Annotated in this window: 16 protein-coding genes and 1 tRNA gene; 11 read left to right on the top strand and 6 right to left on the bottom strand. The window is 68.2% G+C overall.

The genetic code is table 11. The features are described 5' to 3' along the window. Positions 1 to 48: 48 nt before the first annotated feature. The gene (locus ACYBSK_RS08355; RefSeq protein ID WP_460245654.1) at positions 49 to 519 is read left to right on the top strand and encodes a PaaI family thioesterase; all 471 of its coding nucleotides are present in this window, start codon (positions 49 to 51) and stop codon (positions 517 to 519) included. A 60-nt stretch (positions 520 to 579) separates the two neighbouring features. Here ACYBSK_RS08355 and ACYBSK_RS08350 read toward each other — a convergent pair whose 3' ends face one another. Next, positions 580 to 2469 (bottom strand): Xaa-Pro dipeptidyl-peptidase, encoded by a 1890-nt coding sequence (locus ACYBSK_RS08350; RefSeq protein WP_460245653.1) that lies wholly within the window; start codon positions 2467 to 2469, stop codon positions 580 to 582. Between the two features lie 278 nt (positions 2470 to 2747). Between ACYBSK_RS08350 and ACYBSK_RS08345 the strand changes: the two genes are divergently transcribed. The 6 genes from ACYBSK_RS08345 (at position 2748) to ACYBSK_RS08320 (ending at position 9375) form a co-directional block, all read left to right on the top strand. Beyond that, entirely contained in the window at positions 2748 to 3365 is a 618-nt protein-coding gene (locus tag ACYBSK_RS08345; protein ID WP_460245652.1) for a hypothetical protein, read from the top strand. A 341-nt stretch (positions 3366 to 3706) separates the two neighbouring features. After that, positions 3707 to 4945, top strand: coding sequence for a branched-chain amino acid ABC transporter substrate-binding protein (locus tag ACYBSK_RS08340; RefSeq protein ID WP_457476234.1), 1239 nt, complete (start codon positions 3707 to 3709; stop codon positions 4943 to 4945). Positions 4946 to 5061: 116 nt separating this feature from the next. Beyond that, positions 5062 to 5991, top strand: a complete 930-nt coding sequence (locus tag ACYBSK_RS08335) for a branched-chain amino acid ABC transporter permease (protein ID WP_457476233.1) — start codon at positions 5062 to 5064, stop codon at positions 5989 to 5991. Positions 5992 to 5996: 5 nt separating this feature from the next. Further along, complete coding sequence (locus tag ACYBSK_RS08330) at positions 5997 to 7796, top strand: branched-chain amino acid ABC transporter permease (protein WP_457476232.1); 1800 nt, start codon at positions 5997 to 5999, stop codon at positions 7794 to 7796. 5 nt (positions 7797 to 7801) lie between these two features. Then, positions 7802 to 8662 carry an ABC transporter ATP-binding protein gene (locus tag ACYBSK_RS08325; protein WP_457476231.1) on the top strand — a complete coding sequence of 287 codons (861 nt, stop codon included), beginning with the start codon at positions 7802 to 7804 and terminating at the stop codon, positions 8660 to 8662. Continuing rightward, the gene (locus ACYBSK_RS08320) at positions 8659 to 9375 is read left to right on the top strand and encodes an ABC transporter ATP-binding protein (protein WP_457476230.1); all 717 of its coding nucleotides are present in this window, start codon (positions 8659 to 8661) and stop codon (positions 9373 to 9375) included. Before ACYBSK_RS08325 ends, ACYBSK_RS08320 begins: the two co-directional genes overlap by 4 nt. Positions 9376 to 9443: 68 nt before the next feature. Here ACYBSK_RS08320 and ACYBSK_RS08315 read toward each other — a convergent pair whose 3' ends face one another. Next, positions 9444 to 10097 carry an ANTAR domain-containing response regulator gene (locus tag ACYBSK_RS08315; RefSeq protein WP_457476229.1) on the bottom strand — a complete coding sequence of 218 codons (654 nt, stop codon included), beginning with the start codon at positions 10095 to 10097 and terminating at the stop codon, positions 9444 to 9446. A gap of 107 nt (positions 10098 to 10204) precedes the next feature. On the opposite strand from ACYBSK_RS08315, the gene ACYBSK_RS08310 reads away from it, so the two are divergent. From ACYBSK_RS08310 to ACYBSK_RS08300, 3 genes are all read left to right on the top strand, one after another. After that, a tRNA-Leu gene (locus tag ACYBSK_RS08310) sits at positions 10205 to 10279 on the top strand. A 106-nt stretch (positions 10280 to 10385) separates the two neighbouring features. Continuing rightward, on the top strand, positions 10386 to 11168 hold the full coding sequence (locus ACYBSK_RS08305) for a transcriptional regulator (protein ID WP_460245651.1): 783 nt from the start codon (positions 10386 to 10388) through the stop codon (positions 11166 to 11168). Between the two features lie 134 nt (positions 11169 to 11302). Next, positions 11303 to 13207, top strand: a complete 1905-nt coding sequence (locus ACYBSK_RS08300; protein ID WP_460245650.1) for an alkyl/aryl-sulfatase — start codon at positions 11303 to 11305, stop codon at positions 13205 to 13207. A 67-nt stretch (positions 13208 to 13274) separates the two neighbouring features. On the opposite strand, the gene pyk is transcribed toward ACYBSK_RS08300, so the two are convergent. Both pyk and ACYBSK_RS08290 read right to left on the bottom strand, forming a co-directional pair. Then, entirely contained in the window at positions 13275 to 14711 is a 1437-nt protein-coding gene (pyk, locus tag ACYBSK_RS08295) for a pyruvate kinase (protein WP_457476226.1), read from the bottom strand. A gap of 132 nt (positions 14712 to 14843) precedes the next feature. Further along, positions 14844 to 15530 carry an SIMPL domain-containing protein gene (locus tag ACYBSK_RS08290; RefSeq protein WP_457476225.1) on the bottom strand — a complete coding sequence of 229 codons (687 nt, stop codon included), beginning with the start codon at positions 15528 to 15530 and terminating at the stop codon, positions 14844 to 14846. 164 nt (positions 15531 to 15694) lie between these two features. Between ACYBSK_RS08290 and ACYBSK_RS08285 the strand changes: the two genes are divergently transcribed. Next, a complete protein-coding gene (locus ACYBSK_RS08285; RefSeq protein WP_460245649.1) occupies positions 15695 to 17494 on the top strand; it encodes a bifunctional metallophosphatase/5'-nucleotidase in 1800 nt (599 codons plus the stop codon). A gap of 12 nt (positions 17495 to 17506) precedes the next feature. Here ACYBSK_RS08285 and ACYBSK_RS08280 read toward each other — a convergent pair whose 3' ends face one another. Both ACYBSK_RS08280 and ACYBSK_RS08275 read right to left on the bottom strand, forming a co-directional pair. After that, a complete protein-coding gene (locus ACYBSK_RS08280; protein ID WP_460245648.1) occupies positions 17507 to 18940 on the bottom strand; it encodes a lysine N(6)-hydroxylase/L-ornithine N(5)-oxygenase family protein in 1434 nt (477 codons plus the stop codon). After that, positions 18937 to 20352, bottom strand: coding sequence for a pyridoxal phosphate-dependent decarboxylase family protein (locus tag ACYBSK_RS08275; protein WP_460245647.1), 1416 nt, complete (start codon positions 20350 to 20352; stop codon positions 18937 to 18939). Before ACYBSK_RS08275 ends, ACYBSK_RS08280 begins: the two co-directional genes overlap by 4 nt. Between the last annotated feature and the right edge of the window lie 107 nt (positions 20353 to 20459).

Below are 20459 nucleotides of genomic sequence, written 5' to 3'. Positions count from 1 at the left end.
CATCGCGGTCACTCAGGAACACAGGTACGAGGAACGGAGCCGGGCCCCATGGGCGAGCAGAACCACACGCAGTTCCCGCAAGAGGTCATCGACGAGTACGCGGCGCTCGGCATCGACCTGGTCGCCCTGTTCTCGGCCGGGCACCTCGGCACCCGCATGGGCATCGAGGTCAAGGAGGCCTCCGCCGAGCGCGTCGTCGGCACCATGCCCGTCGAGGGCAACACCCAGCCCTACGGACTGCTGCACGGCGGCGCCTCCGCCGTCCTCGCCGAGACCCTCGGCTCCGTCGGCGCGATGCTGCACGGCGGCAGTGGCAAGATCGCCGTCGGCGTCGACCTGAACTGCACGCACCACCGCGGCGCCCGCTCCGGCCTCGTCACCGGCGTCGCCACACCGCTGCACCGCGGCCGCTCCACGGCGACGTACGAGATCGTCATCACCGACGAGCAGGACAAGCGGGTCTGCTCGGCCCGCCTGACCTGCATGCTCAAGGAAGTACCGGACGCGCCCGCCGCGTGACCGGGACCGCCGGGCGCGGAGCGGAAGCCGCCCCGCGCGCGGCGGGCTGCCGCCCGGCGCCTACCTCCTGCCGGTGGGCGCCACCGGCAGCGTCACCGAGCTCTCCCCGGCTCGCACGGTCATCCTCGTGCCCGCCGGGTAGCGCAGCGTGTAGTCGTAGTCGGTCGAGATCAGGACGACGCCGAGCCGGTGCCCGGCCTTGAAGACGTAGTCCTGGGGCTGCATGTCCCACGTCAGCCGGTACTCGCGGCCCTCGACGACCTTCGACTGGCGCGCGTACGACGTCCGGTTGCGGGCGTCCAGCCAGCCCCGCGTCACGATCTTGAAGTCGGCGGTCTCGGTGCGGTGCTTCGTGCGGTACGCGCAGCCCGTCTCACCGGCGAGCCCCGGCACCCCCTCGCCGTAACAGACCTGCTGCGAGGTGTCGGTGACCGTACCGGCCGTGGCCCGGGTGTCCCGCCCGTAGTCGACGAGGAGCGCCGTCACGTACGGCGACGTCCCCGTGAGCGAGGCCCGCACGTCGACCGTCGGCACCCCGCCCAGCCGCACGTCCTCCTCCAGCGGGCCCGTCGTGTACGCGAGCCGGTTCGGGTTCAGCGCGTCCGGCGACGTCACGAGCCGCTCGGCGGGGACGCTCCGCCCGACGTCGGTCAGGGACTGGACGCGCGAGGGCCCGGCGACCCGGCCGAGACCGCCGTCGGCGCGCATCCGCAGCGTCGTCGAGCGGGTCCCGGCGGCCGGCCAGTCGCTCTGCCGCTGCCAGCCGAAGTCGGCCTGTTCGACGTCGACGCGGGGCTCCTTCGTGATGCCGTTGCCGATGCCGTACAGGTAGTGGTCGAACCAGTGGTGCACCTGGCGCAGCCACTCCTCCATGCGCAGCGGCATCGGGTTGGAGTGCCCGGCCTGGTGCAGCCACAGCTTGCGCGGCACGTGGTTCTTCTTCAGCGCCTCCCACAGCTGGCCCGCGTGCTTCGTCTTCACGTTCCAGTCGTTCAGGCCGTGCACGACGAACGTCGCCGCCCTGATCCGGTCGGCGTCCTTCAGGTAGTCGCGCTCCTGCCAGTACGGCGACCAGTCCCCGGTCACCCGGTCCTGGTCCCGCTCCAGCGCGTCGAGGACCGGCGCGCAGACCTCCCGGTCCGCCCGCGTGTACACGTACCTGGCGAGCACGTCGGTGTCCTCGCCCTGGAACGTGCCGGGCGCGACGACCCCGCCGTTCGCGCGGTAGTAGTCGTACCAGGAGGAGATCCCGGAGATCGGCACGATCGCCTTGAGCCCCTCGACTCCCGTACTGGCGACGGCCGTTGGCAGGGTGCCGTTGTACGAGATGCCCATCATCGCGGCGTTCCCGGTCGACCAGTCGGCGCGCACCGGTTCGCCGTCGGTGTCCCAGCCCTTGGCGCGGCCGTTCAGCCAGTCGATCGCGGCCTTCGCGCCCAGCGTCTCGTTGCGGCCGCCCGACGTGGGGCAGCCGGTGGAGTCGCCGGTACCGAGGCTGTCGACCTCGGCGACCGCGTAGCCGCGCGGCAGGAAGTAGTTGTCGTAGTAGCCGCCGTACGCCACGGCCGGGCCGCTCAACCCGACGCCGCCCGGCTCCTGTTGGAACTTCTTTCCCGTCTCCGGCAGGCCGTCCTCGTCCAGGTCGACGGCATGGTTCGGGACGTCGTTGCCGCCCGCCCAGTACGGGCTCGCCTCGACGATCGTGGCGACCTTCAGGCCCGCCGACTCCGTCTCCTTGGGCCGCAGGATCCGCATCCGTACGGTGTCCCGCTTCCCGTCGCCGTCGCTGTCGACCTCCGTCTGGACGTCGACCTTCTGCAGAACGGCGTCGGCGCGCGAGAAGGCGGGTTGCGTCTCGTGCCCCTCGATGCTCAACTCCGCCCGTCCGGGCGAGGGTTGAGCGGCGTACGCGGACGGGGCGGTCAGTACCGCCACCAGCGCGCATGCCATGGCCGTGCCGATACGTCTCTTACCGGTGGATCTCGCCATCGTGCCTCCAAGGGCGCGTTCAGAGAGCTCACTCGCGAAACGGGAGGTGACCCGAGCCATTCCACCGCGCCCCACCCCCACCGAACCAGAGCCCCACACCCGCCGATTGCGCCCCTCGACCCCACGCCACGGGGCTCCGCCCCTGACCCCGCCGCTCAATCGCCGCAGGGGCTCGATCGACCGAACCGCATCCTCCACCCCCCATTGGCGGACCCCCACCCTCCGCCCTACCGTCGAGCATGACCGGCATCGGACCCGTCGAGCCGCACGACCCGGGCGACGGCGACGCCCTCGCACCCCGGACACAGGACATCGTCACCGAGGGCCCCGACTCCCCCCGCCCGCGCGAGCGTTGGGCCGCGCTGCCGCCCCGCACCCGCACCCTCCTGCTCGCCGCCCTGACCACCGCCGCCACCGTCACGGGCACCCTCACCCACCCCCGCCCCGAACCACCCGCCCCACCCCCACCCGCACCCTGGCCCGCCCAGGTCACCCACCTGCGCTACGCCGGAACCCACGACGCCACCTTCCGCTTCACCGCCCGCGTCGACCACGAACCAACCGTGACGATCAGTCACATCCTGGCCGGTGACCCACGGTTGAGCGCCACCACCACACCCCGGCCACCCGTCCGCGTCACCCCGGACACCCCCCGCACCCTCACCGTGCGGATCGACGTCCACGACTGCGCCGCCCTGCCCCGCGCCCTCGACATGGCCTACCTCGACCTCACCCTCCACAACCGGCGCGCCACGGAACAGCACAGTTTCATCTTCGTCGACCGCTACCCGCACGACCTGCTCGCCCTGCTGCGCACCCGCTGCGGGAAACCTCGCACCGAACTCACACAGCGGTAACAGTCGGTTACCTCTGTTGCAACGAAGCAATGCGAACGTCACACGGCGCAGCCCTGTCCGCGCGCGCCGGGAGCGCACGCGCGAGTCGATCTTGAGAACACCCCCCTCCACTGCGGGACTTGAGGTGATCTTGGTCGCGCACCGCCCGACGGCACACCTCGGCATAACAAGAACGTCACAGCCTCTCCCGCACCCGCGCTCCACCCCTCCACCTGCGCTTATAGTCACGGCCAGTCACCGCGCCGCCGGGCGCGTCACTTGCACGGCCCAGTACCACTCCGTACGGCCCGGCGAGACATACGGACCCCATCCGAGGGACCGCGCCAGGGAGAGGAATGATCGTGCGACACCGTTCTTTGCTCATACTCACTTCCGTGCTCACCACCGGAGCACTCACGCTCACCGCCTGCGGATCGCGCGACGACGACAACAAGTCAGAGGGCGGCGAGAAGACCACCGTGGTCATCGGCGTCGACGCCCCGCTCAGCGGCGACCTCTCGGCCATCGGCATCGGCATCAAGAACTCCGTCGACCTGGCCGCGAAGATCGCCAACAAGAACAACGAAGTCAACGGCGTCACCTTCAAGACCCAGCCCCTCGACGACGTCGCCAACCCCTCCACCGGCGGCCAGAACGCCACCAAGCTCGTCGGCCAGGACGACGTCCTCGGCGTCGTCGGCCCCCTCAACTCCAGCGTCGCCCAGTCGATGCAGAAGACCTTCGCCTCCGCGAACCTCGTCCAGGTCTCGCCCGCGAACACCGCCCCCGAGCTCACGCAGGGCGCCAAGTACGCGACCGCGAAGTCCCGCCAGTTCGACACCTACTTCCGCACCGCCACCACCGACGCCCTCCAGGGCCCGTACGCCGCCCAATACGCGTACAACACCCTGAAGTTGAAGACGGTCTACTCCGTCGACGACAAGAAGACCTACGGAGCGGGCCTCGCCCGCACCTTCCGCCAGGAGTTCACCAAGCTCGGGGGCAAGGTCGTCGCCACCGACCACATCAACCCCGACGACCGCGACTTCGGCGCCATCGCCACGAAGATCAAGAACTCCAAGGCCGACTTCGTCTACTACGGCGGCGAGTACCCGGCCGGCGCCCCGCTCTCCAAGCAGATCAAGGACGCCGGAGCCAAGATCCCCGTCGTCGGCGGCGACGCCCTCCAGAGCGCCGACTACACCAAGCTCGCCGGCAAGGCCGCCGAAGGCGACTTCGCCACCTCCGTCGGCGCCCCGCCGGAGAAGCTCGACACCGCCAAGAAGTTCATCTCCGACTACGAGGCCGCCGGCTACAAGGAGCCCTACGAGACGTACGGCGCCCTCTCCTACGACGCCGCCTGGGTCATCATCCAGGCCGTCAAGCAGGTCATGTCGGACAACGACGGCAAGCTTCCCAGCGACCCCAAGGAAGCCCGCAAGAAGATCACCGAAGCCACCCAGAAGGTCTCCTTCAACGGCGTCACCGGCAACGTCGGCTTCGACAAGTACGGCGACACCACCAACCGCACCCTGACCGTCTACCAGGTCAAGGGCGGCAAGCACACCCCGGTCAAGACCGGCGAGCTGGAAGCCCAGTAACACCCAGGGAGCGCCCGGCACCCCGGACACTCCCCCAGCACCACACCAAGCGCGGGGGGCCCACCAACAGCCCCCCGCGCACCCGTACTTGACACCACACCCACGGAGGCCCAGCGGTGCACGATCTGCCGCAACAGCTGGTCAACGGCCTGATCCTCGGAGCCCTGTACGGCCTCATAGCCGTCGGCTACACCATGGTCTACGGCATCATCCAGCTCATCAACTTCGCCCACGGCGAGATCTACATGATCGGCGGCTTCGGAGCCCTCACCATGTGGCTCTGGCTCCCCGGCGGAACATCACTCGCCATCGCCCTGCCCCTCATGCTCCTGATGGGCATCACCTGCTCCGTCCTCATCGCCGTCGGCGCGGAACGTTTCGCCTACCGCCCACTGCGCAACGCGCCACGCCTCGCCCCCCTCATCACCGCCATCGGCCTCTCCATCGCCCTCCAGCAGGCCGTCTGGGCCTTCTACCCCGACGCCAAGGCCGACCGCACCTTCCCCCAGTTCGAAGGCGGCCCCATCGACCTCGGCGCCTTCACCCTCCAACGCGGCGACATCTTCCTCATCATCGCCGCCCCCATCTGCATGGCCGCCCTCGCCTTCTTCGTCGCCAAGACCCGCACCGGCCGCGCCATGCAAGCCACCTCCCAGGACCCCGACACCGCCAAGCTCATGGGCATCAACACCGACCGCATCGTCGTCACCGCCTTCGCCATCGGCGGTGCCTTCGCAGCGGTCGCCGCCATGGCCTTCGGCCTCAAGTACGGCCAAATCGGGTTCAAGATGGGCTTCATCGCCGGCCTCAAAGCCTTCACCGCAGCCGTCCTCGGCGGCATCGGCAACATCTACGGCGCCATGATCGGCGGCCTCGCCCTCGGCCTCGCCGAAGCCCTCGCCACCGCCTACATCCAGGACATCCCCGGCATGGAACTCCTCGGCGGCGGCGCCTGGAAAGACGTCTGGGCCTTCGTCCTCCTCATCCTCGTCCTCCTCCTGCGGCCCCAGGGCCTGCTCGGCGAACGCGTCGCGGACAGGGCGTGATCACCATGACGACGACCACCACCCCAGACGCCATGAAAACCACCGCCACCCTCCCCCTCCCCGAGAAGACCGCCCGCTACGGCACCGCCGGCGGCGCCCTCCTCACCCTCGCCAGCACCTTCCTCGCCTGGACCTGGACCGACGAATTCCCCGGCGACCTCACCGTCACCGGCTACCCCGGCGGCCTCCAAGTCCTCACCCTCGTCGGCGCACTCCTCACCCTGCTCCTGACCCTCTCAGGACTCGGCACCCGCGGACTGCGCTGGCTCACCCCCGGCGGCACCACCGCCCCCACCGTCCTCTTCGCACTCGGCACCCTCGGCACCACCGGCTACACCATGGGCGCCATCTCCGCGAAACTCGGCGGCGTCGTCAACCTCGAACCCGGAGCCTGGATCGCCGGCATCGCCGCCCTCCTCACCACCGTGTTCGCCCTCGGCCTCCCCGCCGACCTCCCCGACCCCGACGCCACGAACCCCTGGGCCCGCTTCCGCGCCGCCCTCAAAGCACCCACCGCACGCCCCAGCGCCACCACACTCCCCGCCTGGGCCGAAATCCTCCTCATCGCCGTCGCCTTCGGACTCGCCCTCTACGTCTTCACGTACGGCATCGACACCGAATACGGCGAACTCTTCGTCGGCTACCTCATCATCGTCGGCTTCGGAGCAGCCGCTCTCTCCAAATCCGGCCTCCTCACCCGCATCACCGGCCTCACCAACAAACACCGCAACATCAGCCTCACCGCCGCCTTCGTCGCCGCGGCAGCCTTCCCCTTCACCCAGACCAACGACACCTACACCAACGTCGCCGCCAACATCCTCGTCTTCGCCACCGTCGCCCTCGGCCTCAACGTCGTCGTCGGCCTCGCCGGCCTCCTCGACCTCGGCTACGTCGCCTTCCTCGGCGTCGGCGCCTACGCCGCGGCACTCGTCTCCGGCAGCCCCGACTCCACCATCGGCGTCCACTTCCCCTTCTGGGCCGCCGTCCTCACCGGCATGGCCGCCTCACTCGTCTTCGGCGTCGCCATCGGCGCACCCACCCTGCGCCTCCGAGGCGACTACCTCGCGATCGTCACCCTCGGCTTCGGCGAGATCTTCCGCATCACCATGAACAACCTCGACGGCGACTCAGGCCCCGACGTCACCAACGGCCCCAACGGCATCCCCAACATCCCCGACCTCAAAATCTTCGGATTCGACCTCGGCGAAACCCACACCGTCCTCGGCGTCGACCTCGGCCGCTTCGCCAACTACTACCTGTTGATGCTGTTCTTCACGATCATCGTCGTGACCGTCTTCCGCCGCGCCGGCGCCAGCCGCATCGGCCGCGCCTGGGTCGCCATCCGCGAGGACGAAACAGCCGCCCGCGCCATGGGCATCAACGCCTTCCGCCTCAAACTCCTCGCCTTCGCACTCGGCGCGGCACTCGCGGGCATGGCCGGCTCCGTACAAGCCCACATCCAGTACTCCGTCACCCCCGACCAGTACAAGTTCGTGGAGAACGCACCACCCAACTCCGCGTTCCTGCTCGCGGCAGTCATCCTCGGCGGCATGGGAACCGTCAGCGGCCCCCTCATCGGCGCGGCCCTGCTCTACCTCATCCCCGCCAAACTCCAATTCATCGGCGACTACCAACTCCTCCTCTTCGGCGTCGCACTCATCCTCCTCATGCGCTTCCGCCCCGAAGGCCTCGTCGCCGACCGCCGCAAGCAACTCGAATTCCACGACACCGGCCAACTCGACATCCCCGAACAGACAACCCTGCCAGGCACCGCCAGCACGGCATCCACCAAGGCAGGAGCGTAACCACGATGACCAACACGGCCACAGTGCTCCAGGCAAGCGGCGTCACCATGCGCTTCGGCGGCCTCACCGCAGTACGCAACGTCGACCTCCACGTCGACCAAGGCGAAATCGTCGGCCTCATCGGCCCCAACGGCGCCGGAAAAACCACCTTCTTCAACTGCCTCACCGGCCTCTACGTCCCCACCGAAGGCACCGTCAAATACCAGGACACCGTCCTCCCGCCCCAACCCCACCTCGTCACCCAGGCCGGCGTCGCCCGCACCTTCCAGAACATCCGCCTCTTCGCCAACATGACCGTCCTCGAAAACGTCCTCGTCGGCCGCCACACCCGCACCAAAGAAGGACTCTGGTCAGCACTCCTGCGCGGCCCCGGCTTCAAAAAAGCCGAACGCGGCAGCGAAGCCCGCGCCATGGAACTCCTCGAATTCATCGGCCTCGCCCACAAACGCGACCACCTCGCCCGCAACCTCCCCTACGGAGAACAGCGCAAGCTCGAAATCGCGCGCGCCCTCGCCAGCGAACCCGGACTCCTCCTCCTCGACGAGCCCACCGCCGGCATGAACCCCCAAGAAACCCGCGCCACCGAAGAGTTGGTCGTCGCCATCCGCGACACCGGCGTCGCCGTCCTCGTCATCGAGCACGACATGCGCTTCATCTTCAACCTCTGCGACCGCGTCGCCGTCCTCGTCCAAGGCGAGAAACTCGTCGAAGGCACCAGCGACGTCGTCCAGGGCGACGAACGCGTCATCGCCGCCTACCTCGGCACCCCCTTCGAAGGCGCTCCCGAGGACACCGCCATCGAAGAAGTCCAGGCCGCCGAGCACCAGGCCACCGAGAACCAGGCCGCGGAGGAGGAAACCAAGTGACCGCACTGCTCGAGGTCGAAGACCTCAAGGTCGCCTACGGCAAGATCGAAGCCGTCAAGGGCATCTCCTTCAGCGTCGACGAAGGCCAGGTCGTCACCCTCATCGGCACCAACGGCGCCGGCAAGACCACCACCCTGCGCACCCTCTCCGGCCTGCTGAAACCATCCGGCGGCAGAATAACCTTCGGCGGACAGCCCCTCGCCTCCGTCCCCGCACACAAAATCGTCGCCATGGGCCTCGCCCACTCCCCCGAAGGCCGCCGCATCTTCCCGCGCCTGACCATCGCCGAGAACCTCCAACTCGGCGCCTTCCTCCGCCGCGACCCCGCAGGCGTCGAAAAGGACATGCAGCGCGCCTACGAACTCTTCCCCATCCTCGGCGAACGCCGACGCCAGGCAGCCGGAACGCTCTCCGGCGGCGAGCAGCAAATGCTCGCCATGGGACGCGCACTGATGTCCCAGCCCAAACTGCTCATGCTCGACGAACCCTCCATGGGGCTCTCCCCGATCATGATGCAGAAGATCATGGCGACCATCTCCGAGCTCAAGTCGCAGGGCACGACCATCCTGCTCGTCGAACAGAACGCCCAGGCGGCGCTCTCCCTCGCCGACCAGGGACACGTCATGGAAGTCGGCTCCATCGTCCTCTCCGGCACCGGAGAGGACCTCCTCCACGACGAGTCCGTCCGCAAGGCGTACCTCGGCGAGGACTGACACCGCACGCACGACTGAGGCCCGCAACCCCAATGGGGCTGCGGGCCTCAGTCACACTCCGTGGACGGTCAGCCCTTCGACGCCTTCTTCTCCGCCGCATCCTGAATGACCGCCTCGGCGACCTGCTGCATCGAAAGGCGCCGGTCCATCGACGTCTTCTGAATCCAACGGAACGCCGCCGGCTCCGTCAGCCCGTACTCCGTCTGAAGAACCGACTTCGCCCGGTCCACGAGCTTCCGCGTCTCCAGGCGCTGCGTCAGGTCCGCGACCTCGTTCTCCAGCGTCTTCAGCTCCGTGAACCGCGAGACGGCCATCTCGATCGCCGGGACGACGTCACTCTTGCTGAACGGCTTCACCAGGTACGCCATCGCACCGGCGTCCCGCGCACGCTCCACGAGGTCGCGCTGCGAGAACGCGGTCAGCATCAGCACCGGCGCGATCGACTCACCGGCGATCTTCTCCGCCGCGCTGATGCCGTCCATCTTCGGCATCTTCACGTCGAGGATCACCAGGTCGGGCTTGTGCTCACGGGCCAGCTCGACGGCCTGCTCACCGTCGCCGGCCTCGCCCACGACGGTGTAGCCCTCTTCCTCGAGCATCTCTTTGAGGTCGAGGCGGATGAGGGCCTCGTCCTCGGCGATGACGACGCGGGTCGTCAGCGGCGGGACGTGCGACTTGTCGTCGTCGACTGCGTCGGGCTGGGGCGACTCGGGGGCGGTCATCGGGGGGCGCTCCTAGGTAGGACAGGGCGGGGTGCTGCTTACAAGAGCCTACCTAGCTGCGATATGGTGGTCGGGCAGCGGGTCGAGGTTAACCTTCGATTCTGTGGGCCCCGGTAGCCCAATTGGCAGCAGGCAATGGATTCAAAACCCATACAGTGTCGGTTCGAGTCCGACCCGGGGCACTTTTCCTTCGATTCGAAGGTCACCATCTTGAAGCGGATGCTCACGTTCTCGTGAACATCCGCTTTTTGCTGCGTGGCGTCACGCCTGACCACGCACTGTGTCCGCATGTACGACATGGGTACACGCAAGCGAGCACTGGCGCTGGTCGCACAGGGGCGCAGCCTCAACTCGGTGAGCAAGGAGACCGGCGTCTCAAGAGCCGCGCTACGCGCTTGGCAGACGCGCATCGAGCCATTGCCTCGCATGCTGCCCCAGGCCACGCCCTGCGCCCGCTGCAAGCCTGAGCCAGAGCTACCGGCCGACACGGCGGCGTACAGCTATCTGCTGGGGCTCTACCTCGGCGACGGCTGCATCAGTGCCGGAGCACGCTGCGGCTACTTCCTCCGCATCGCCTGCGCCAACGTCCATCCCGGCCTCATCGAGCAATGCGCAGCCGCCGTGCGAGCCATCAACCCCAGCGGCAGATCGGCCCGGGTCCAGGCCGTGGGATGCGTCTCGGTCGTCGGCTACAGCCGCCACTGGCCGTGCTTCTTCCCTCAGCACGGCCCAGGAAAGAAGCACGAGCGCAAGATCAGGCTCGAACCTTGGCAGCAGCAGATCGTCGACGCCCACCCGTGGGAATTCGTCCGGGGGCTCATCCACTCCGACGGGTGTCGGATCACCAATTGGACGACCAAGCTCATCGGTGGTGAGCGCAAACGCTACGAGTATCCGCGGTACTTCTTCACCAACACGTCCGTCGACATCATCCAGCTCTATACGAACACCCTCGACCTGCTCGGCATCGAGTGGAAGACGCTCAACCAGAGTCGGGCCGCAGTCACGATCTCGGTCGCACGCAGGGCCTCGGTCAGCGTCATGGACCTCCACGTAGGCCCCAAGCACTGACCCGCAATAGGACCGGTCACAACCGGCGCGCCCGGCCCGTGGGACCTCGCCCAAATTGTCCGTGAGGCATTGACCCGCGGATCCGGTCCGGACGATCTTCGGGGCACACCCGACCATCGCCCGAGGGGATACGCATGAGTCCGATCAATCGGCGTCACTTCGTCGCGGCCGCGGCCGGTGCCGCCGCTGCCGCCATGGCCGTGAGCCCGGGGTCCGCCTACGCCGCGCCCGCGCCGGACGACAGCGGTGACGACTTCGCGAACGCCGACCGGGGGTTCATAGCGGCCCTCACCCCGGGCGTCGTCAAGGACGCGAACGGCAAGGTCGTGTGGGACAACGACGCGTACGACTTCCTCAAGGGCGAGGCCCCGGACACCGTGAACAAGAGTCTGTGGCGGCAGTCGCAGCTGGTCCGCAAGCAGGGGCTGTACAAGGTCACGGACCGGATCTACCAGGTGCGTGGGCTGGACCTGAGCAACATGACGATCGTCGAGGGCGACACCGGCCTCATCGTCATCGACCCGCTGATCTCCGCCGAGACGGCCGCCGCCGCGCTGAAGCTGTACCGGGACCACCGGGACGCCGCGGGCAAGAAGGTCACGGCGTTGATCTACACGCATCCGCACGTGGATCACTTCGGTGGCGCGCACGGGGTGCTGCCGGACGGGGCGCCCGAGGGGGTTCCGGTGATCGCGCCGGACGGTTTCCTTGAGCACGCGGTCTCGGAGAACGTGTATGCCGGTCCGGCGATGCAGCGCCGGTCGTCGTACATGTACGGTGCGCGGCTGCCCAAGTCGGTGAAGGGGCAGGTGGGTTGTGGTCTGGGGCAGACGATTTCGCTGGGGAGCACTGGTCTGATCGCTCCGACGAAGAGCGTGACGAGGACGGGGCAGGTGGAGACCGTCGACGGGGTGCGGATCGAGTTCCAGATGACGCCGGGGACGGAGGCGCCGGCGGAGATGAACTTCTTGTTCCCGGATCTGCGGGCGGTGTGCATGGCGGAGAACGCGACGCACACGATGCACAACATCATTACGTTGCGTGGTGCGCAGGTGCGGGATGCGCGGGAGTGGGCGCGTTACTTGAACGAGTCGATCGGCTTGTTCGCGGGTCGGGTGGATGTGGCGTTCGCTTCGCATCACTGGCCGACGTGGGGCGGTGCGGAGATCGCGGAGCTGTTGACGGAGCAGCGGGACTTGTATGCGTACATGCATGATCAGACGCTGCGGTTGATGAATCGGGGGATGACGGGGCGGGAGATCGCCGAGGAGTTGACGTTGCCGCCGGCGTTGGAGGGGTGGGCGAATCGTGGGTATTACGGGTCGCTGAGTCACAACGTGAAGGGGATCTATCAGCGGTACATGGGGTGGTTCGACGCGAATCCGGCTCATCTGTGGGAGCACACGCCGGTTGATGAGGCGAGGCGGTATGTGAAGGCGTTGGGTGGTGGTGCGGCGACGGTGGCGAAGGCGCGGGGGTTCGTGCGGGACGGGGATCTGCGGTTCGCGGCGACGTTGTTGAACCATGTGGTGTTCGCTGATCCGGAGAACCGGAAGGCGAAGTTGGAACTGGCCGCTGTCTATACGAAGTTGGGGTATGCCGCGGAGAACGCGGTGTGGCGGAACTTCTATCTGACGGGTGCTGTGGAGTTGAGGGAGGGTGTGCGGCCCGGTGGGTCGGGGTCGGCGGGTTCGTCGATGATGCTGGCGTTGAGTGTGGATCAGCTCATTGATTCGGTGGCGGTTCGCATCAATGGTCCGAAGGCGTGGGATCTGAGGGTGCGGATGGACTGGCGTTTCCCGGCGTTGGGGGTCGTCTATCACCTGACGTTGCAGAACGGGGTGTTGACGTACACGAGTGATGGGGTGGCGGATCCGGGGGCGGGGGTGACGTTGACGATGACGAAGCCGCAGTTGCTGGCATTGCTGGCCGGTAAGGGGCTTGGGGACATTGGGGTGGAGGGTGATGTGTCGTTGTTGCGGGAGCTGTTGGGTGTGGTGGAGAAGCCTGATCCGGGGTTCGCGATCGTGACGCCGTAGGTGCGGGTATGCGTGAGGGGCCGCACCCGGGTGTTCGGGTGCGGCCCCTGTCGCGTGTGTCTGGCGTCTACTTGGGACTGTCGTCCTCGCCGATGTGGTGGATGCGGACGAGGTTGGTGGAGCCGGCCACGCCCGGAGGGGAGCCTGCGGTGATGACGACGACGTCGCCCTTCTTGCAGCGGCCGATCTTCAGGAGTTGTTCGTCGACCTGGGCGACCATGGCGTCGGTGGAGTCGACGTGGGGGCCGAGGAAGGTTTCCACGCCCCAGGTGAGGTTGAGCTGGGAGCGGGTGGCGGCCTCGGGGGTGAAGGCGAGGAGCGGGATGGGCGAGCGGTAGCGGGAGAGGCGTCGCACGGTGTCGCCGGACTGGGTGAAGGCGACGAGGAATTTCGCTCCGAGGAAGTCGCCCATTTCGGCTGCTGCGCGGGCGACGGCGCCGCCCTGGGTGCGGGGTTTGTTGCGTTCGGTGAGGGGCGGGAGGCCCTTGGCGAGGATGTCCTCTTCGGCCGCTTCGACGATGCGGCTCATGACCTTGACTGTTTCGATGGCGTATTTGCCGACGCTGGTTTCACCGGAAAGCATGACGGCGTCGGTTCCGTCGATGACGGCGTTGGCGACGTCGCTTGCTTCGGCGCGTGTGGGGCGGGAGTTGTCGATCATCGAGTCGAGCATTTGGGTCGCGACGATGACGGGTTTGGCGTTGCGCTTGGCGAGTTTGATGGCGCGCTTTTGGACGATCGGGACTTGTTCGAGGGGCATTTCGACGCCGAGGTCGCCGCGGGCGACCATGATGCCGTCGAATGCGGCGACGATGTCCTCGATGTTGTCGACCGCTTGGGGTTTTTCGACCTTGGCGATGACGGGGAGGTGGCGGCCTTCTTCGTTCATGATGCGGTGGACGTCTTCGATGTCGCGTCCGCTGCGGACGAAGGAGAGCGCGATGATGTCGGCGCCGGTGCGCAGGGCCCAGCGGAGGTCGGCTTCGTCCTTTTCGCTGAGGGCGGGGACGGAGACGGCGACGCCGGGGAGGTTGAGGCCCTTGTGGTCGGAGACCATGCCGCCTTCGACGACGCGGGTGTGGACGCGGGGGCCGTCGACGGCGGTGACTTCGAGGCTGACCTTGCCGTCGTCGACGAGGATGTTCTCGCCGGTGGTGACGTCGTCGGCGAGGCCTTCGTAGGTGGTGCCGCAGGTCTGTCGGTCGCCTTCGATGCCGTTTTCGACGGTGATGGTGAATTCGTCGCCGCGTTCGAGTAGTACGGGTCCTTCGCTGAATCGGCCGAGTCGGATCTTCGGGCCTTGAAGGTCGGCGAGGATTCCGACGCTGCGGCCGGTCTCGTCGGAGGCCTTTCGCACGCGCTGGTAGCGCTCCTCGTGTTCGGCGTAGGTGCCGTGGCTGAGGTTGAAGCGGGCTACGTCCATTCCGGCTTCGACGAGTGCCTTGATCTGCTCGTACGAGTCGGTGGCGGGGCCCAGGGTGCAGACGATCTTTGCTCGGCGCATGCTTTCGAGCCTAGACCTTACCGGTGGGTAGAGAATTGGTCGGTCATGACTACTCAACAACCTTTGCGTGAAGGGCTATTGACAAGGGTTGAATGTGGGCGACACTGCGCTCTGATGAGCACAGTGGTGCGCTCAGAGGGTCGGCGGGTGCATCGTAAAGCGGGCGTTGACCTGGGCGCGTACGCGTTGGCGTTGGGGTTCGAGGTCGAGTGCGGGGGCGGGGTCGGCTTCGGCGCCGGCGAAGGCGGCCATGCGGGCCGCGCCGGGTGGTGCGGGCATGGGGGCGGCGATCGGGGTGTCGGCGCCGATGTCGGCGATGTCGATGAGGGCGTCGAGGGTGGTGTCGAGGGCTTCGGCGTATTCGCGGGCTCGTTGGACGGCTTCGCGGACGGCTTGCTGGCGGGCTTGGGCGTGGACGGGTGAGGTGGGGCGCAGGGACCACCAGGGGCCGGTGACGCTGGTGAGGTCGAGGTCGGCGAGGCGGGTGGTGAGTTCGCCGAGTGCGGTGAAGTCGGTGAGGTGGGCGGTGATGTGGACGCGGCCGTGGTAGGTGCGGATGCGTTCGCCGCGGCCGCGTTTGGTGAGTTCGGGGGTGATGGAGAGGGCGCCGGTGGCGATTTTGTCGATGGCGTCGCCGTAGCTCTTGATGAGGTCGAGTACGTGGGTGTTGCGGCGGGTGAGGTCTTCGAGGGCGGTGCGGCGGTCGGTGCCGCGGGCGGCGACGGTGATGCCGATGCGGGCGAGTTCGGGGTCGGCTTCGATGTGGGCTTCGCCGCGGACGGCGATGCGGGGTGCCTGCGGTGTGGGGTCGGTGGTCATGGGCCCAGCTTGGCACTGGCCGTTGTCGGATTCCGGTCATCGAAACGAAACCTGTTGGGACTGTTGCGGGTTGGGGTTCGTGCGCCAGAATCTACGCGCGTTGCTGTGCTGAACACGCAGCTGAGTAGCTGGCTGAACACGTAGCCGTAGACGAGGAGTCCTCGATGCCGTTGAACCGCAGGTCCTTTCTGGGGAGATCCGCCGCCACGGGCGCGGGGGTGGCGCTGTCCGGTGCCGTGGCCTCGCCGGCCGTCGCCGCGCCCGAGCGGAAGCGGAAGAAGCGGTACTCGTTCACCGTGATGGGCACGACGGACCTGCACGGGCACGTGTTCAACTGGGACTACTTCAAGAACGCCGACTACGCGGACGCGGCGGGCAACGCGCAGGGGCTGGCCCGTGTCTCGACGCTGGTGGATCAGGTGCGTGCGGAGAAGGGGCGGCGGAACACGTTGCTCCTCGACGCGGGCGACACGATTCAGGGCACCCCGCTGACGTACTACTACGCGAAGGTGGATCCGATCACCGCGAAGGGTGGTCCGGTGCATCCGATGGCGCGGGCGATGAACGCGATCGGGTACGACGCGGTGGCGCTGGGCAATCACGAGTTCAACTACGGCATCGGGACGCTGCGGAAGTTCGAGTCGCAGTGTGATTTCCCGCTGCTGGGTGCGAACGCGGTGGACGCGAAGACGGAGAAGCCGGCGTTCCCGCCGTACTTCATGAAGCGGCTGCGCACTCCGCACGGCAAGGATGTGAAGGTGGCGGTCCTGGGGCTGACGAACCCGGGGATCGCGATCTGGGACAAGGCGTATGTGCAGGGTGTGCTGAAGTTCCCGGGGCTGGAGGAGCAGGCCGCGAAGTGGGTGCCGAAGCTGCGGTCGATGGGCGCGGACGTCGTCGTGGTGTCGGCGCACTCGGGGGCGTCGGGGCAGTCCTCGTACGGGGATCAGGTGCCCTATGTGGAGAACGCGGCGGCGAACATCGCGAAGCAGGTTCCGGGGATCGACGCGATCCTGGTCGGGCACGCGCATGTGGAGATCGAGCAGCAGCTGGTGACGAACGAGAAGACCGGGAGGACGGTCGTCCTGTCGGAACCGCTGTGCTACGCGGAGCGGTTGACGCTGTTCGACTTCGACCTGGTGTGGGAGAAGGGCCGTTGGACCGTCGAGTCGGTCAAGGCGTCGCTGCGGAACACGAACTCGGTGGCCGACGATCCGGAGATCACGAAGCTGCTGGGTGAGCAGCACGAGGCGGTCGTGGCGTACGTCAATCAGGTCGTGGGGACGGCGAAGCAGACGCTGACGACGGTGGACGCGCGGTACAAGGACGCGCCGATCATCGATCTGATCAACAAGGTGCAGGCGGATGTGGTGACGAAGGCGCTGGCGTCGACGGAGTACGCGTCGCTGCCGGTGCTGTCGCAGGCGTCGCCGTTCTCGCGCACGTCGGAGATTCCGGCGGGCGAGGTGACGATCCGGGATCTGTCGAGCCTGTACGTGTACGACAACACGCTGGTGGCGAAGTTGCTGACGGGTGCGCAGGTGCGGGCGTATCTGGAGTACTCGGCGGAGTACTTCGTGCGGACGGCGGCGGGTGCGGCGGTCGACGTGGACAAGCTGACGAACGCGAACAACCGGCCGGACTACAACTACGACTACGTGTCGGGGCTGAGCTACGACATCGACATCGCGCAGGCGCCGGGTGCGCGCATCAAGAACGTGATGTTCGACGGCAAGACCCTCGACGACGCGGCGCAGTTCGTGTTCGCGGTGAACAACTACCGGGCGAACGGCGGTGGCGCGTTCCCGCATGTGGCGGGGGCGAAGGAGCTGTGGTCGGAGTCGACGGAGATCCGGACGCGGATCGCGGAGTGGGTGACGGCGAAGGGCGTCCTCGACCCGGCGGACTTCGCTTCGGTGGACTGGAAGCTGACGCGGGACGGGACGCCGGTGTTCGCCTCTTGAGCCGCTCGGCTCTCAGTCCTGGAGTTTGACCATGGTGCCGCGCTGCCTTGTCTGCTGTCCGGGCAGGGTGGCGCGGTTCTCGTGCGGGGTGAGGCCGAAGGTGGTGAAGGCGGTGCGCCGGGGCTGCGGGTAGGGGTCCTTGCCGGTGAGGGCGTTGAGGATGGTGGCGCTGCGCCAGGCGGCGAGACCGAGGTCGGGGGCTCCGACGCCGTGGGTGTAGCGTTCGGCGTTCTGTACGTAGACGGAGCCCTGGACCGTCTCGTCGAGGACGAGGCGGAACCGGTCGTCGATGCGGGGGCGTTCGGAGCGGTCGCGGCGCAGGTAGGGGTCGAGTCCGGCGAGCATGCTGCTGAGGGGCCGCTCCTTGTAGCCGGTGGCGAGGACGACGGCGTCGGTGGTGAGGCGGGAGCGGGTGCCCTGCTGGCGGTGTTCGAGGTGGAGTTCGACCTTGGTGGTGGCGACGCGGCCGGCGGTGCGGACGCTGACTCCGGGGGTGAGGGTGGCGTCGGGCCAGCCGCCGGTGAGGGTGCGCTGGTAGAGCTCTTCGTGGATGGCGGCGATGGTGTCGGCGTCGATGCCCTTGTGGAGCTGCCACTGGGCGGGCACGAGACGGTCGCGCTCGGCTTCGGGCAGGTGGTGGAAGTAGTGGCTGTAGTCGGGGGTGAAGTGTTCGAGGCCGAGTTTGCTGTATTCCATGGGGGCGAACGCTTCGCTGCGGGCGAGCCAGTGGATCTTTTCGCGGCCGGCGGGGCGGGAGCGGAGCAGGTCGAGGAAGATCTCGGCGCCGGACTGTCCGCTGCCGATGACGGTGATGTGTTCGGCGGCGAGCAGGCGTTCGCGGTGGGTGAGGTAGTCGGCGGAGTGGACGACGGGCACGCTGGGTGCGTCGGCGAGGGGTTTGAGGGGTTCGGGGACGTAGGGGGCGGTGCCGACGCCGATGGCGACGTTCTTGGTGTAGGTGCGGCCGAGGGCTTCGGCTTCGCCGTCGGCGTCGAGCTGGGTGAAGTCGACTTCGAAGAGGGAGCGTTCGGTGTTCCAGCGGACGGCGTCGACCTGGTGGGAGAAGTGCAGTCCGGGGAGGTTCTCGCTGACCCAGCGGCAGTAGGCGTCGTATTCGGCGCGCTGGATGTGGAAGCGCTCGGCGAAGTAGAAGGGGAAGAGGCGCTGGCGGGTCTTGAGGTAGTTGAGGAAGGTCCAGTTGCTGGTGGGGTCGGCGAGGGTCACCAGGTCGGCGAGGAACGGGACTTGGAGGGTGGCGCCTTCGATGAGCAGGCCGGGGTGCCAGTGGAAGTCGGGGCGTTGTTCGTAGAAGGCGGTGTCGAGTTCGGTGAGGGGGTGGGCGAGGGCTGCGAGGGAGAGGTTGAAGGGGCCGATGCCGATGCCGACGAGGTCGCGGGGTGCTTCGGTGGGCGGCGTTGCGGGGTTGGGGGTGGGCGCGGCGGTCATCGGCGGCTTTTTCCTTCCACCAGTTCCAGGAGTGCGGTGAGGTCTTCGGGGGTGGTGTGCGGGTTGAGCAGGGTGGCTTTGAGGTAGAGCTTTCCGTCCATGCGGGCGCGGCCGAGGACGGCGCGGCCTTCGGTGAGCAGGTCGCGTCGGATCGCGGCGAGGTGCTCGTCGGTGGCGCCTCGGGGGCGGAAGAGGACGGTGGTGAGGGTGGGGGTGTCGTACAGCTCGAAGTGCGGGTGTCCGTCGACGAGGTGCGCCAAGTGGTGGGCGAGGGCGGCGACTTGGTCGACGAGCGTAGCGAGGCCGGCGCGGCCGAGGGCTTTGAAGGTGACGGCTGTCTTGAAGACGTCGGGGCGGCGGGTGGTGCGCAGGGAGCGGCCGAGGAGGTCGGGGAGTCCGGCTTCGGTGTCGTCGTCCGCGTTGAGGTAGTCGGCCTGGTGACCGAGAGTGGTGGTCTCGGTGGTGTCGCGTACGGCGAGGATGCCGGCGGCGACGGGCTGCCAGCCGAGTTTGTGCAGGTCGAGGGCGACGGTGTGGGCGCGGGCGAGGCCGTGGAGTTTGGGGGCTTCGCGGGGGCTGAAGAGGGCGCCCGCGCCGTAGGCGGCGTCGATGTGGAGGCGGGCGCCGTGCCGCTCGCAGATGTCGGCGATCTCGGGGAGCGGGTCGATGAGTCCGGCGTCGGTGGTGCCCGCGGTGGCGGTGACGAGGGTGGGGCCGGGGAGGGCGGCGAGCGCTTCGTCGAGGGCGGCGGGGTCGAGGGTGCCGGTGGGGGCGGGCACGGTGACCGGTTCGGGCAGTCCGAGGAGCCAGGCGGCGCGGGCGAGGCTGTGGTGGGCGTTGGCGCCGACGAGGAGGCGGACGGGGCGGGCGGCGGGGGGCGTGGTTTCGCGGGCGAGGAGGACGGCGAGCTGGTTGGCTTCGGTGCCGCCGGTGGTGACGAGGGCGTCGGGGGTGGGGCGCGGGTCCTCGCCGTGGGGGTCGTTCGGCGGGCCGTAGACCTCGTGGGCGAGGGTGGTGGTGAGGAGGGCTTCGAGGGCGGAGGCGGCGGGGGCCTGGTCCCAGGAGTCCATGGAGGGGTTGAGGGCGCTCGCGGCGAGGTCGGCGGCGGTGGCGACGGCGAGCGGTGGGCAGTGCAGGTGGGCGGCGCAGAGGGGGTCGGCGGGGTCGGCGGCGCCTTCGGTGAGGGCGGTGACGAGGGTGCGGAGTGCTTCCTCGGGGCCGGTGCCGTGGGTGGGCAGAAACTCCCCTACGTGGTGGTGGAGTTGTGCCGTGACGGCGTCGGGGCCGCCGGCGGGGAGGGGGCCGGCGCGGTGGGCGGCGCCTTTGTGGAGGGCGTCGAGGACGGTGGCGAGCAGGGGCCGCAGGGCGTCGGGGCCTTGGGTGCCTCCGGCGAGGGGCGGCGTGCTGCGCATACGGGTCCTTTGGGTGGTAGGCGTACGTGATGCATCAGCTTGCCGTTTGCGTGCCGATGCGGGTGCCTTTCCGGCGAGGGTGACCCGAAAGGGGGATGGGTGGGGGT

It is taken from the genome of Streptomyces sp. BYX5S (assembly GCF_054724165.1).
This window is presented reverse-complemented; position numbering and strand designations above follow the sequence as displayed.

Coding starts and splice junctions, on each gene's coding strand:
- ACYBSK_RS08325 (WP_457476231.1), top strand. CDS start 7,802: ATGACCAACACGGCCACAGTGCTCCAGGCAAGCGGCGTCACCATGCGC.
- ACYBSK_RS08290 (WP_457476225.1), bottom strand. CDS start 15,530: ATGACCACCGACCCCACACCGCAGGCACCCCGCATCGCCGTCCGCGGC.
- ACYBSK_RS08285 (WP_460245649.1), top strand. CDS start 15,695: ATGCCGTTGAACCGCAGGTCCTTTCTGGGGAGATCCGCCGCCACGGGC.
- ACYBSK_RS08280 (WP_460245648.1), bottom strand. CDS start 18,940: ATGACCGCCGCGCCCACCCCCAACCCCGCAACGCCGCCCACCGAAGCA.
- ACYBSK_RS08300 (WP_460245650.1), top strand. CDS start 11,303: ATGAGTCCGATCAATCGGCGTCACTTCGTCGCGGCCGCGGCCGGTGCC.
- ACYBSK_RS08330 (WP_457476232.1), top strand. CDS start 5,997: ATGACGACGACCACCACCCCAGACGCCATGAAAACCACCGCCACCCTC.
- pyk (WP_457476226.1), bottom strand. CDS start 14,711: ATGCGCCGAGCAAAGATCGTCTGCACCCTGGGCCCCGCCACCGACTCG.
- ACYBSK_RS08305 (WP_460245651.1), top strand. CDS start 10,386: ATGTACGACATGGGTACACGCAAGCGAGCACTGGCGCTGGTCGCACAG.
- ACYBSK_RS08355 (WP_460245654.1), top strand. CDS start 49: ATGGGCGAGCAGAACCACACGCAGTTCCCGCAAGAGGTCATCGACGAG.
- ACYBSK_RS08345 (WP_460245652.1), top strand. CDS start 2,748: ATGACCGGCATCGGACCCGTCGAGCCGCACGACCCGGGCGACGGCGAC.
- ACYBSK_RS08350 (WP_460245653.1), bottom strand. CDS start 2,469: ATGGCATGCGCGCTGGTGGCGGTACTGACCGCCCCGTCCGCGTACGCC.
- ACYBSK_RS08275 (WP_460245647.1), bottom strand. CDS start 20,352: ATGCGCAGCACGCCGCCCCTCGCCGGAGGCACCCAAGGCCCCGACGCC.
- ACYBSK_RS08315 (WP_457476229.1), bottom strand. CDS start 10,097: ATGACCGCCCCCGAGTCGCCCCAGCCCGACGCAGTCGACGACGACAAG.